This window comes from Aquabacterium sp. (assembly GCF_034003525.1).
In the GTDB taxonomy this organism is placed as follows: Bacteria; Pseudomonadota; Gammaproteobacteria; order Burkholderiales; family Burkholderiaceae_C; genus Aquabacterium.
In genome coordinates this window covers 50,246-63,036 of the sequence record NZ_JAVEYN010000011.1, presented here as the reverse complement: position 1 = coordinate 63,036, position 12,791 = coordinate 50,246, and the positions used below count along the sequence as shown (strand labels likewise).

The 12,791-nt window shown below is 65.4% G+C and carries 14 protein-coding genes; 1 reads left to right on the top strand and 13 read right to left on the bottom strand.

Going from position 1 to position 12,791, the window contains the following annotated elements:
- Nucleotides 1-76 precede the first annotated feature (76 nt).
- The 13 genes from hisF to RBT42_RS08455 form a co-directional block, all read right to left on the bottom strand.
- Nucleotides 77-856, bottom strand: coding sequence for an imidazole glycerol phosphate synthase subunit HisF (gene hisF, locus RBT42_RS08515; protein WP_320364103.1), 780 nt, complete (start codon nt 854-856; stop codon nt 77-79).
- A gap of 1 nt (nt 857) precedes the next feature.
- The gene (gene hisA, locus RBT42_RS08510; RefSeq protein ID WP_320364101.1) at nt 858-1,604 is read right to left on the bottom strand and encodes a 1-(5-phosphoribosyl)-5-[(5-phosphoribosylamino)methylideneamino]imidazole-4-carboxamide isomerase; all 747 of its coding nucleotides are present in this window, start codon (nt 1,602-1,604) and stop codon (nt 858-860) included.
- A 48-nt stretch (nt 1,605-1,652) separates the two neighbouring features.
- A complete protein-coding gene (gene hisH, locus RBT42_RS08505; protein ID WP_320364098.1) occupies nt 1,653-2,339 on the bottom strand; it encodes an imidazole glycerol phosphate synthase subunit HisH in 687 nt (228 codons plus the stop codon).
- A 34-nt stretch (nt 2,340-2,373) separates the two neighbouring features.
- Nucleotides 2,374-3,000: an imidazoleglycerol-phosphate dehydratase HisB gene (gene hisB, locus RBT42_RS08500; protein ID WP_320364096.1), complete on the bottom strand. Its 627-nt coding sequence runs from the start codon at nt 2,998-3,000 to the stop codon at nt 2,374-2,376.
- Nucleotides 2,997-4,109 (bottom strand): histidinol-phosphate transaminase, encoded by a 1,113-nt coding sequence (hisC, locus tag RBT42_RS08495; RefSeq protein WP_320364094.1) that lies wholly within the window; start codon nt 4,107-4,109, stop codon nt 2,997-2,999. The genes hisB and hisC overlap by 4 nt, the downstream gene beginning before the upstream one ends.
- A 65-nt stretch (nt 4,110-4,174) precedes the next feature.
- On the bottom strand, nt 4,175-5,398 hold the full coding sequence (locus tag RBT42_RS08490; protein WP_320364092.1) for a diguanylate cyclase: 1,224 nt from the start codon (nt 5,396-5,398) through the stop codon (nt 4,175-4,177).
- A 191-nt stretch (nt 5,399-5,589) separates the two neighbouring features.
- The gene (hisD, locus tag RBT42_RS08485; protein WP_320364090.1) at nt 5,590-6,915 is read right to left on the bottom strand and encodes a histidinol dehydrogenase; all 1,326 of its coding nucleotides are present in this window, start codon (nt 6,913-6,915) and stop codon (nt 5,590-5,592) included.
- Nucleotides 6,916-7,013: 98 nt separating this feature from the next.
- Entirely contained in the window at nt 7,014-7,667 is a 654-nt protein-coding gene (gene hisG / locus RBT42_RS08480; RefSeq protein WP_320364088.1) for an ATP phosphoribosyltransferase, read from the bottom strand.
- Nucleotides 7,668-7,669: 2 nt separating this feature from the next.
- Entirely contained in the window at nt 7,670-8,974 is a 1,305-nt protein-coding gene (gene murA, locus RBT42_RS08475) for a UDP-N-acetylglucosamine 1-carboxyvinyltransferase (RefSeq protein ID WP_320364086.1), read from the bottom strand.
- Nucleotides 8,975-9,059: 85 nt separating this feature from the next.
- On the bottom strand, nt 9,060-9,305 hold the full coding sequence (locus tag RBT42_RS08470) for a BolA family protein (RefSeq protein ID WP_320364084.1): 246 nt from the start codon (nt 9,303-9,305) through the stop codon (nt 9,060-9,062).
- Between the two features lie 18 nt (nt 9,306-9,323).
- Complete coding sequence (locus tag RBT42_RS08465) at nt 9,324-10,097, bottom strand: ABC transporter permease (protein WP_320364082.1); 774 nt, start codon at nt 10,095-10,097, stop codon at nt 9,324-9,326.
- A complete protein-coding gene (locus tag RBT42_RS08460) occupies nt 10,094-11,011 on the bottom strand; it encodes an ABC transporter ATP-binding protein (RefSeq protein ID WP_320364080.1) in 918 nt (305 codons plus the stop codon). The genes RBT42_RS08465 and RBT42_RS08460 overlap by 4 nt, the downstream gene beginning before the upstream one ends.
- A gap of 61 nt (nt 11,012-11,072) precedes the next feature.
- The gene (locus RBT42_RS08455) at nt 11,073-11,381 is read right to left on the bottom strand and encodes a polyhydroxyalkanoic acid system family protein (RefSeq protein WP_320364078.1); all 309 of its coding nucleotides are present in this window, start codon (nt 11,379-11,381) and stop codon (nt 11,073-11,075) included.
- Nucleotides 11,382-11,621: 240 nt separating this feature from the next.
- Between RBT42_RS08455 and RBT42_RS08450 the strand changes: the two genes are divergently transcribed.
- Nucleotides 11,622-12,773 (top strand): M20 aminoacylase family protein, encoded by a 1,152-nt coding sequence (locus RBT42_RS08450; RefSeq protein WP_413785874.1) that lies wholly within the window; start codon nt 11,622-11,624, stop codon nt 12,771-12,773.
- The last annotated feature ends 18 nt before the right edge of the window (nt 12,774-12,791 follow it).

The window sequence follows — 12,791 nt, the reverse complement described above, 5'->3', positions numbered from 1 at the left end:
GCACAAAGAAAAGGCCGCGATGAACGCGGCCTTTTTGCAGGGGGCCTGGGCAGGATCCTCTGCCCCTGCCACGCAATCAGAGCCGCACCGGGATGCCGCGCTGTGCCATCAAGGCCTTGGCCTGCGCCACAGTGTACTCACCGTAGTGGAAGATGCTGGCGGCCAGCACCGCATCGGCCCCGCCCTGCTGCACGCCATCGGCCAGGTGGTCGAGGTTGCCCACGCCGCCCGAAGCGATCACGGGCACGCCAACCGCGTCGCTCACGGCCCGGGTCAGCTCCAGATCGAAACCGGACTTCGTGCCGTCACGGTCCATGCTGGTCAGCAGGATCTCGCCGGCACCGTGTTCGGCCATCTGCTTGGCCCAGGCCACGGCATCGAGGCCCACGTTCTTGCGGCCCCCGTGGCTGTACACGTCCCAGCCCGGTCCGCGTGCCACCAGATCGTCGCCCTGGCGCTTCTTCGCGTCGATGGCCACCACAATGCACTGCGAGCCGTAACGCTCGGACGCTTCGCGGATGACCGGCGGGTTGGCCAGCGCAGCCGAGTTGAAGCTGACCTTGTCGGCGCCGGCATTGAGCAGGCGGCGCACGTCTTCGACCGTGCGCACGCCCCCACCCACCGTCAGCGGAATGAAGACCTGCGAGGCCACGGCTTCGATGATGTGCAAGATCACGTCGCGACCATCGCTGGTGGCGGTGATGTCCAGGAAGGTCAGCTCGTCGGCGCCCTGGTCGTTGTAGCGCGCAGCGATCTCGACCGGGTCGCCGGCGTCACGCAACTCGACGAAGTTGACGCCCTTGACGACGCGACCACCGGTCACGTCCAGGCAGGGAATGATGCGTTTGGCCAGCACGTCAGACGCCGCCGTTGAGTTCGTCGGCGCGCTTTTGGCCGGCGGCGAAATCGAGGTCACCAGTGTAGATGGCGCGGCCACAGATCACGCCTTCGACGCCCTCGGATTCGACCGCGCACAGGCGTTCGATGTCCTGGATGTTGGACAGGCCGCCCGAGGCGATCACGGGGATGCTCAGCGCCTGGGCCAGCTTGACGGTCGCTTCGATGTTCACGCCCGAGAGCATGCCGTCACGGCCGATGTCGGTGTAGATGACGCCTTCGACGCCATAGTCTTCGAACTTCTTGGCCAGGTCCACGACTTCGTGACCGGAGAGCTTGCTCCAGCCATCGGTGGCGACCTTGCCGTCCTTGGCGTCGAGGCCGACGATGATGTGACCGCCAAAGGCGGTGCAGGCGTCGCGCAGGAAACCGGGGTTCTTGACCGCTGCGGTGCCGATGATGACGTAGCTCAGGCCGCCGTCGAGGTAGCGCTCGATGGTGTCGAGGTCACGGATGCCGCCGCCCAGTTGCACGGGGATCTCTTCGCCGACCTCTTTGAGGATGGCCTTGATGGCCGCCTGGTTGACAGGCTGGCCGGCAAAAGCGCCATTGAGGTCCACCAGGTGCAGGCGACGCGCGCCGGCATCCAGCCAGCGCCGGGCCATCGCGGCCGGGTCTTCGCCAAAGGTGGTGGAATCGTTCATGTCGCCTTGCTTGAGGCGAACACACTTGCCGTCTTTCAGGTCAATCGCAGGGATCAGCAGCATGGCTGTGGTGCGTCAGTGAGGAAGTCGTTGAAAAGCCCGGGCCCGACATCAGGGCTGCCAGAGCAGGAAATTGCGATACAGGGCCAAGCCATGCTCCGCACTCTTTTCGGGGTGGAACTGCGTCGCGAAAATATTATCCCTGGCAACGGCGCACGTAAAGCGCACACCGTATTCGGTCTCGCCTGCGCTGTGCCGGGGGTCGTCCACGACGGCATGGTAGCTGTGAACGAAGTAAAAGTAGCTGTTGTCCGGGATGCCGGCCCACACCGGGTGCGGCTGGCCGCCCCAGACGCCTTCGTGGCGAGTCTGGTGCACGGTGTTCCAGCCCATCTGCGGCACCTTGTAGCGGCTGCCGTCGGGCTGGGTGAGGCCATCGAGACGGAAACGCACCACCTTGCCCGGGATCAGGCCCAGGCCGGGCGTGTCTTGCTCTTCGGAGTGGTCGAGCAGCATCTGCATGCCCACGCACACGCCCATCAGGGGCTTGTTCGCGGCCGCGTCCAGCACTGCACCGAGCAGGTCGCCGCCATGGGCGCCACGCAATTCGGCCATGCAGTCACGCATGGCGCCCTGCCCCGGCAACACGACGCGCTGGGCGGCGCGCACCACGGCGGGGTCGTTGGTGACCACCACGTTCAGGTTCAGGTCCTTGGCCGCGTGTTCCACCGCTTGCGATACCGATCGCAGATTGCCCATGCCGTAGTCGATGACGGCCACTGTCGAGGTCTGGCTCATGAGAGTCACAAAGATGGCAACAGAGGGGCGAGGCTCACAGGGAGCCCTTGGTCGAGGGGATCACCCCGGCCATGCGGGGATCGCGTTCCAGCGCGCCGCGCAGGGCGCGGGCAAAGGCCTTGAACACGGTTTCGCACTGGTGGTGCGCATTGACACCCTTGAGGTTGTCGATGTGCAGCGTGACGCCCGCGTGGTTGACGAAGCCCTGGAAGAACTCGTAGGTCAGCTGCGTGTCGAAGCCACCGATGCTGCCCGAGGTGAAGGGGATGTCGATGTGCAGGCCCGGACGGCCCGAGAAGTCGATGACGACGCGCGACAGCGCTTCGTCCAACGGCACATAGGCATGGCCGTAGCGGCGGATGCCCTTCTTGTCGCCCACGGCCTTGGCAAAGGCCTGACCCAGGGTGATGCCCACGTCTTCGACCGTGTGGTGGCCGTCAATGTGCAGGTCGCCCACCGCATGGATGTCCAGGTCGATCAGGCCGTGACGGGCAATCTGATCGAGCATGTGGTCGAAGAACCCGATGCCGGTGTGCAGCTTGGCAGCCCCCGTGCCGTCGAGGTTGACGCGCGCGGTGATCTGGGTTTCGGCGGTATGGCGGGTGACCTCGGCCACGCGGTCGGCGCAGTCAGGGGCCGACACCTGTTGAGGAGCGTTCATGCAGAAGGAGTTGTCAGGGGTTCACGCAAGATCTCGGCCAAAGCCGTCATCAAGGCATCATTTTCCGAGGGCAAGCCCACGGTCAATCGGACACAGTTTGCCAGCAATTGGTGCAGGCCGGACACATTCTTGATGAGTATCCCTCGGGACTTGAGGGCCGCAAAGGTGGCCGCCGCGTCGTTGACGCGCACCAGGATCATGTTGGCCTGGCTGGGATAGGCATGGGCACCGGGCAAGGTGGCCAGGAAGGCCAGCAGGCGCTCGCGCTCGGCCTTGATGACCTCGGCCTGACGGGCGAACTCGTCGGCGTGCTCCAGCGCGAACAGCGCAGCTTCGGTGTTGAGCACGCTGATGTTGTAAGGCGGGCGCACCTTCTCGACCTGCTCGATCAGGTCGGCGCGGCCCATCATGTAACCCAGGCGAACGCCGGCCAGACCAAACTTGGAGAGCGTGCGCATCAGCAGCACATGGGGGTGGCGCGCCAGGCGATCGAGGTAGCTCTTGCTGGCGAAAGGCTGGTAGGCCTCGTCGATCACGACCAGTCCGACCCCATTGGCGCCCACGGCCTGCACGATCTGCTCGATGGCGTCGTCGTTCCACAGGTTGGCGGTCGGGTTGTTCGGGTAGGCGATGTAGGTCAGGGCCGGGCGATGTTCGCGGATCGCCGCCAGCATGGCGGGCGTGTCGAGCTCGAAATCGGCCGTCAGCGGCACGCCCACAAAGAGCATGCCATTTTGCTTGGCGAAGGCCTCGTACATCACAAAGCCCGGCAACGGTGCCAGGGCCACGGCGCCAGGTTGTGCACAGGCCACCGACAACAGCGAGATCAGTTCGTCCGAGCCATTGCCCAGCACCAGCCCGCAATCTGCAGGCACGTGCGCATGGCGGCGCAAGGCGGCGTGCAGGTCTTGCTGGCGTGCGCCCGGGTAGCGGTTCAGGGCCACCTGGCCCAGACGCTGGCCCAGCTCATCCTGCAGCGCGGGCGGCAGGGTGAAGGGGTTCTCCATCGCGTCGAGCTTGATGTAGCCGGCGGCATCCTGCACGTGGTAGGCGTGCATGGCGCGCACATCGGCGCGGAAGGTGTTCAACAGGGTATCGGAGGTGCTCATGAGGCCAAGGCTGAAGCAGCGCGGTTAGCCCGATCGATTATCTCACGAGGGTGTCATCCAGGCCGTCACGTCGGCCCGAACAGGCACTCCGTGCGGTTGCGTCCCGCGGCTTTGGCGCGGTAGAGGGCATGGTCGGCGCGGTCGATGGTGCGTGCCAAAGGCTCGTCGGCCAAATGGCGCGTGACGCCGGCCGAGAACGTGACCCTCAGATCCGGCACGGTCGGGCTCACCTGGGTGCGCGACAGGGCCTGCCCGATGCGCTCGAGCACCTGACAAGCATCGTCGCTGTCGGTGTCCGGGAACATGACAAGGAATTCCTCCCCACCCCAGCGGGCCACCTGATCGGCCCCACGCAGCCCACCACTGAGCACCTGGGCGGTCGAGCGCAGCACCTCGTCGCCGACAGGGTGACCGTGCTCGTCATTCACCTTCTTGAACAGGTCCAGGTCGATCATGGCCACACACCAGGGGAAACCGGAGCGGTCGGCCCGACTCTGTTCGATGCGCAGGAGCTTGTGCATGTGGCGACGGTTGAACAGCCCGGTCAACTCGTCCCGGATGACCTGCCCGTGGAGCTTGGCCATGGCCTCGGCCAAATCGTGGCGGGCGTGCGCGGCCCGTTCGCGCAAGAGTGCGAGCTGTCGAACCAGCACACAGGCGCAGCTCAGGATGATCAGCAGGACGCAGAAGTACAGCACCTGCAAGTCGACGGTGAGCGGCAGCGCGCCCTCCCGCCCGACCACCCCCAGCGAAGCCGCGCCAAACACCAGCACCGCCAGCGCGCTCGCGCGCGTCATCTGCCGGAACGTGACCGTGAGCAAGGCGAACATCAGGATGACGAAGAGCAGGATCAGGGCCACGGGCCGGCCCGGCCCACCGATCAGGTAGCCCCAGCCCAGCAAGACAATGCCCACCCACATCTGGGCTTCGGTCAGCGCCGGATCGGCGAAGCGCCGGTTCCAGCCTGTTCGCAGCACGAGGTAAATGCCACCGATGGCCAGCGCCGCCACGGCAGTCAACAGGTGGGCTGATGGGGCATTGAGCACCCCACGCTGCGCGCCGTAATTCAAGGCCAGCAGGCCAAATGCATGGTTGCTGGCGCCGAACAGGAAGCGCCAGATGCGTGCCCGCTGCAAGGGGTCAGATGACAACAGGGCATTGCCCAGGCCCGCGCGCGCGCCACGCCTTGGGTCAGGATGGGTGCGCAGGCTCATCAGGAAGGCCAGGGCCATTGCCAGCACGAGGAGCAGCAGGCCCCAGGTGGGCACAGACACACCTTCACCGGTCATGCCAGGCACCGGCACAACCACCCGCACACAAACTGACGACGATCAGCCCAACGGCACTCAGCACACGCACTCCCAGCGGTTCGACGCCTTGCCACATCTGATCAGAAATCAGAACAATCGCCGTTTCCCGCTGATGCTAACGCCAAGTCTGATCGCTGAACAGCCCCGTCCCCAGGTACCGGGGGGCGGTATCAGCTCGGGGTCTTGACGCGCAGGCGGAACTCGGCCGCCTGGGCATGGGCCTGCAGGCCTTCGCCATAGGCCAGCACGGCCGCCGTTTTACCCAGCACCTGGGCACCGGCTTCGCTGACCTCGATCAGGCTGCTGCGCTTTTGGAAGTCATAGACCCCCAGGGGCGAGCTGAAACGCGCGGTGCCGGAGGTCGGCAGCACATGGTTGGGGCCGGCGCAGTAGTCGCCCAGCGACTCGGACGTGTAGGCCCCCAGGAAGATGGCGCCTGCGTGACGCAGCAGTGGCTCCCAGGTGTGGGGGGCGTTGCTGCTGACTTCCAGGTGTTCCGGCGCGATGCGGTTGCTGATCTCGCAGGCCTCTTCCATGCTGCGCGTGAGGATCAAGGCGCCCCGCCCTTCCAGGGAGGCGCGGATGATGTCGGCGCGCGGCATGGTGGGCAGCAGGCGGTCGATTTCAGCTTGAACCTTGGCGATGTAGCCAGCGTCCGGGCACAGCAGGATGCTTTGCGCCAGCTCGTCGTGCTCGGCTTGGCTGAACAGGTCCATGGCCACCCAGTCGGGCGGCGTGGTGCCGTCGGCCAGTACGAGGATTTCGCTGGGACCGGCGATCATGTCGATGCCGACCTGGCCGAAAACGTGCTTCTTGGCACTGGCCACGTAGGCGTTGCCGGGGCCGGTGATCTTGTCGACCTTCGGCACGGTCGCAGTGCCATAGGCCAGGGCGGCCACGGCCTGCGCACCACCGATGGTGAAGGCACGGCTGACGCCAGCCACATAGGCGGCGGCCAGCACCAGCGGGTTCTTTTCTCCGCGGGGTGTGGGCACGACCATGATGATCTCGGCCACGCCAGCCACGTGGGCGGGAATGGCATTCATCAGCACGGACGAGGGATAGGCGGCCTTGCCGCCGGGCACGTAGATGCCCACGCGGTCGAGCGCCGTGACCTTCTGGCCCAGCAGGGTGCCGTCTTCGTCACGGTAGGACCAGCTCAGGCCGCAGGCCTGCTTCTGGCGCTCGTGGTAGCTGCGCACGCGGGCGGCGGCGGCTTCCAGCGCCGTGCGCTGCTCAGCAGGCAGGCTGTCGAAGGCGACCTTCAGTTCGGCCTGGCCCAGTTCGAGGTCGGCCATGCTCGCCACGTCGAGCGCGTCGAAACGGGCGGTGTACTCCAGCACGGCGGCATCGCCGCGGGCGCGCACATCGGCCAGGATGGCAGCCACGCGGTCTTCGATGGCCGTGTCGGTCTCGGCCGACCAATGCAGCACTTTCTGGAAGGCGGCTTCGAAGTCGGACTGGGAGGTGGCGAGGTGGCGAATCTGGACTGTCATGGTGCCAAGGATCTCAGAAATCAGGGGCAAGAGCGACGCCAAGGCGATGGGTTCTCGCGATCAGCGTCATAGCGCAGGCAACGCGCTGGGCAGGTAAATCAGGCCGGGATGGCCGATTCGAACGCCTGGATCAGCGAACGGATGGCATCGCGCTTGAGCTTGAGGGCGGCCTGGTTGACCACGAGGCGCGAGCTGATGTCCATGATGTGCTCGACCTCAACCAGCTTGTTGGCCTTGAGGGTGTTGCCGGTGGACACCAGGTCGACGATGGCGTCGGCCAGACCGGTCAAGGGGGCCAGCTCCATCGAGCCGTACAGCTTGATCAGGTCCACGTGCACGCCCTTGTTGGCAAAGTGCTCGCGGGCGATGGTGGTGTACTTGGTGGCCACGCGGATGCGCGAACCCTGTTTGACGGCGGCGGCGTAGTCGAAGTCGGCACGCACGGCCACGCTCATGTGGCACTTGGCGATGTTGAGGTCGAGCGGCTGGTACAGGCCATCGTTGCCACCGGCGCTGCCGGCGTGCTCGATGAGGATGTCCTTGCCGGCCACACCGATGTCGGCACCACCATAGGCCACGTAGGTGGGCACGTCGGTGGCGCGCACCAGCACCACGCGCACGTCAGGGCGGTTGGTGTTGAGGATGAGCTTGCGGGTCTTTTCCGGGTCTTCGGTCACCTCGATGCCGGCAGCGGCCAGCAGGGGCAAGGTTTCTTCGAAGATGCGGCCTTTGGACAGGGCGAGGGTGATCATGATCAGGCGGCTCCCTTGACACGTTCGATGTCGGCACCGATGCCGCGCAGCTTGGCTTCCATGCGGTCGTAGCCACGGTCAAGGTGGTAGATGCGGTCGACCAGGGTTTCGCCCACGGCCACCAGGCCGGCGATCACGAGGCTGGCCGAGGCGCGCAGGTCGGTGGCCATGACGGTGGCGCCCGACAGCTTGGGCACACCGGTGACGACCGCACTGCGACCGTCCACCGTGATGTTGGCGCCCAGGCGGATCAGTTCGTTGACGTGCATGAAACGGTTTTCAAAGATGGTCTCGTGGATCACCGCGCTGCCTTCGGCCACGCAGTCGAGCGCCATGAACTGGGCTTGCATGTCGGTCGGGAAGGCGGGGTATTCACGGGTGCGGAAGCCCACGGCCTTCGGGCGGCTGTTGGCGGTCACACGGATCCAGTCGGCACCGGTTTCGATGCCGACACCGGCTTCACGCAGCTTGTCGATGACCGCGCCCAGGTGTTCGGCCTTGGCACGGCGCAGGGTGACGTCCCCCCCAGCGGCACCGACGGCGCACAGGAAGGTGCCAGCCTCGATGCGGTCGGGGATGATCTGATGGGCCTGCGCAGGCGTGAGGCCGTGCAAACGCTCGACACCCTGGATGCGGATGCGGCTGGTGCCCCGGCCTTCGATCTGGGCGCCCATGGCCACCAACAGGTCGACCAGGTCGGAAATTTCGGGCTCTTGCGCGGCGTTCTCAAGGATGGTTTCGCCCTCGGCCAGGGCTGCAGCCATCAGGAAGTTCTCGGTGCCGGTCACCGTCACCATGTCGGTGGTGATGCTGGCGCCCTTCAGACGGGTGGGCTGGCCGTTCGCGTCCAGCGGGGTGCTGGCTTCGATGTAGCCGTGTGCCACCGTGATCTGCGCGCCCATGGCCTGCAGACCCTTGATGTGCTGGTCAACCGGGCGAGAGCCGATGGCGCAACCACCGGGCAGCGACACGCGGGCACGACCGAAGCGCGCCAGCAGGGGACCCAGCACCAGGATGGAGGCGCGCATGGTCTTGACCAGCTCGTACGGTGCTTCGGGATTGGCGACCCCACCGGCGTCGAGCGTGACCAGGTCGGGGTTGTCGTCGTGACGACGGGCGACCACGCCCATGTTGGCCAGCAGCTTGAACGTGGTGGACACGTCCTGCAACTGCGGCACGTTGGCCAGGGTCACCGGCTCGGCGCTCAACAGCGTGGCGCACAGGTCGGGCAAGGCGGCGTTCTTGGCGCCGGAGATCGTCACTTCGCCTTGGAGGCGACGACCGCCACGGATCAGGAGTTTGTCCATGAAACACAGAGGGCGCGATGCCCCCACCACGGTGGGAGTCGCGCCTGAATGAAGGGTGACCGTGAAAAAACCGTGTGCGGCCGACTCAGGCCTGCGCGGCCCACTCGGCGGGCGTCAGGGTCTTCATCGACAGCGCATGGATCTGCTCCCGCATTCTATCGCCGAGGGCCTGGTAAACGCGCTGGTGACGCGCGATCCGGGTCTTGCCTTCGAACTCGCTGGAGACGATGGTGGCAAAGAAATGCTGACCGTCACCATCGACAGACAGATGGGTGCAAGGCAGGCCGGCGGCAATGTAGTGCTGGACTTCGTCGGGGGTGGGGTTGGCCATGGCGCGTCTTTCAGGCAATCAGTGACGGATTTTGTAGCCGGTCTTGAGCAGGCGCAGGGCCAGCAAGGCGACCAGCGTCGTGGCAGTGCCCACGACTGCGAGGCTCAGCCAGGGGTTGGCGTCGCTGACGCCAAAGAAGCCCCGACGGAAGCCGTCGATCAGGTAAAAGAAGGGATTGAGGTGGGAGACGCTGTGCCAGAACGGCGGCAGTGAGTGCACCGAGTAGAACACGCCTGACAGGAAGGTCATGGGCACGATGACGAAGTTCTGGAAGGCCGCCAGTTGGTCGAACTTCTCGGCCCACAGGCCGGCGATCAGGCCGAGCGAACCCAGCAAGGTGCCGCCGAGCACGGCAAACGTCAGCATCCACCACGGCTCGGCCAGCCCCGGCCAGGCAAACCAGGCCGCGACGACGAACACGCCCAGGCCCACCACCAGGCCACGCACCAAGGCCGCGCCCACATAGGCAAGGAACCACGCCCGGTGCGACAAGGGCGTCAGCAAGATGAAGACCAGATTGCCCGTGATCTTGCTCTGGATGAGCGAGGAGGAGGCGTTGGCGAAGGCGTTCTGCAACAGGCTCATCATCACCAGGCCGGGGATGAGGAAGCTGGTGTAACGCACGCCCGGGAAGATCTCGACATGCTCTTCGAGCACATGGCCGAAAATGAGCAGGTAGAGCATGCCGGTGAGCACGGGCGCGCCCACGGTCTGGAAGGCCACCTTCCAGAACCGCATCACTTCCTTGATGAACAGAGGGCGAGCGCCCTCGAAAGACTGGCGCCAATTCATGCCCGGCCTCCTTGCTGACCTTGCATGATGGCCAGGAAGACGTCCTCCAGGTCGGCACGGCCCAATTCCAGGTCTTCGATCCCGCACCCGGCCTCGCGCAGACGCGTCAACAGGGTTTCAACCTCGGCAGCGTCACGTGCTGGCAACTGCACGATGCGACCCGTGATGCGGGCCTGCGCAGCCAAGTCAGGCGGCAAGGTAGCGTCGGTTTTGAAGCGCAGCATCGTGGAGGCGGTGCCGGCCAGCAGGGCCGAAGTGCGATCGAGCGCGACCAGCTCGCCCTTTTTGAGCATCCCGATGCGGTGGCACAGGGCCTCGGCCTCTTCCAGGTAATGGGTGGTCAGCAGCACGGTGTGCCCTTCCTTGTTGAGGCGGGCGATGAAATGCCACAGGGTCTGACGCAGTTCCACGTCAACCCCGGCGGTGGGCTCGTCGAGCACGATGACGGGTGGGCGGTGCACCAGGGCCTGGGCCACCAGAACGCGGCGCTTCATGCCGCCCGAGAGCTGGCGCATATTGGCCTCGGCCTTGTCGCTCAGGCCCAGGTGGGCGAGCAACTCGTCGATCCAGTCGTCGTTGCGCTTGAGGCCAAAGTAAGCACTCTGGTTGCGCAGCGTTTCACGCACTGAAAAGAACGGGTCAAAGACCAGTTCCTGGGGCACCACGCCCAGGGCGCGGCGCGAGGCAGCGAAATCGCTCACCACATCGTGCCCTTGCACGGTGACACGGCCGGCCGAAGCGCGGCTCAGCCCTGCGAGGATGCTGATGAGGGTGGTCTTGCCGGCCCCATTGGGGCCCAGCAAACCAAAAAACTCGCCTTCTTCGATGTCAAAGCTGACATCTTGCAGGGCGCGCACGGTGCGCCCGCCGGAGTCGAAGGTCTTGGAGACGTGCTGAAAGGATACGGCGCTCATGAAGGGGGCGATTCTAGGCCGGCACGGCCCAGCTTGCTCGGCGCCCCGGCCATTCCCCGACTCAGGCCTGGGAGGCCGAGCCCTTTTCCACCATGCGGCTGACGTTTTTGGCCAGTTCGGCTTCGATCATGGGCTTGAAGGCCTTCATCATCAGACCGAGCTTGATGTTCACCTCGAAGCTGTTGGCGGTGACAGTCATGGTGCCGTTGACCCCCGAGCGCTCAAAGGCGATGACGTCCTGCTCGGCACCTTGCTGGTGCTTGCAGGTCAAACCCATCTTGGCTGCGGCGCCGTCGGCCCAACGCTGGGCCAGTTCGCGGGCCTTGGGCAGACCGAGGTTGTGGGCTTGCTGAAACTGCACGTCGCTCATGAGCGTCCTCAAATGTTGGAAAAGGTATCAAAGGCGCGAACTATAAATAGCTCGCTCCCCACGTCAAGCCCCGGCATCAAGAGTTGACCCTTTGGCAGACAATCTTCCCCCTTGATGAGGGGGCTTTCCGGGCGGGTAAGATGGGCTCGACGCCATTTTTGCGGTGAGATTCCGATGTCCCAACTCCCAGTCGTCCCGCCCTCGCTCGTCTTGCCTGAACTGCTGGCACAAAGCGATGCCATGCGCGTGCTGCGCCGCGACCTGCACGCCCACCCGGAGTTGTGCTTTCAGGAGGAGCGCACCTCCGAGGTCATAGCCCACACGCTGGCCGCCTGGGGCATCGAGGTGCACCGCGGCCTGGGCACGACCGGCGTAGTGGGGGTGATCCAGGGGCGCCCGGGGCCGCGCGCCATCGGTTTGCGCGCCGACATCGACGCCCTGCCCATGACCGAGCACAACCAGTTTGCACACGCCAGCCGCCATCACGGCCGGATGCACGCCTGTGGCCACGATGGACACACGGCGATGTTGTTGTCGGCGGCGCAGCATCTGGCAGCCACCCGTGACTTCGATGGCCGGGTGATTCTGGTGTTCCAGCCCGCGGAAGAAGGTGGCGGCGGCGCCCGCGAGATGATCAAGGATGGGCTTTTCGAGCGCTTTCCGATGGATGCGATTTTCGGGATGCACAACTGGCCCGGGATGCCGGCCGGCACCTTCGCCATCAAGGATGGCCCCTGCTTTGCGTCGAGCAACGAATTTCACATCACGATCCGTGGCAAGGGCTGCCATGGGGCCCAGCCGCATCTGGGCATTGACCCTGTGCCCGTGGCCTGCCAACTGGTGCTCGCTTTCCAGACCATCATCAGCCGCAACATGCGCCCCTCGGAAGCCGGGGTGATCTCGGTGACGATGATCCAGGCCGGCGAAGCCACCAACGTCGTGCCCGATTCGGTGACCTTGCAGGGCACGGTGCGCACCTTCACCGACGAGACGCTGGACCTGATCGAAGAGCGGATGCGGGAGCTGAGCCACCAGTTGAGCGCGGCTTTTGGCGCCACGGCCGAGTTCGCGTTCCAGCGCAACTACCCGCCCACCATCAACCACAGCATTGAGACCGCGTTTGCGCGACAGGTCATGGCCGAGACGGTGGGGGCGGAGCGGGTGCAGGAGTTCGAGGCCACGATGGGCGCCGAAGACTTCAGCTTCTTCCTGCAGCACAAGCCGGGCGCGTATTTCGTGATCGGCAACGGCGACGGCACGCACCGCGAAGGCGGCCATGGCCTGGGTCCGTGCACGCTGCACAACCCCAGCTACGACTTCAATGACGAGCTGATTCCGCTGGGCGGCACCCTGTGGGTGAAGCTGGCGCAGCGTTGGCTGGCCCAGCCTTGAGTCGCAGCAGGCCGCGCC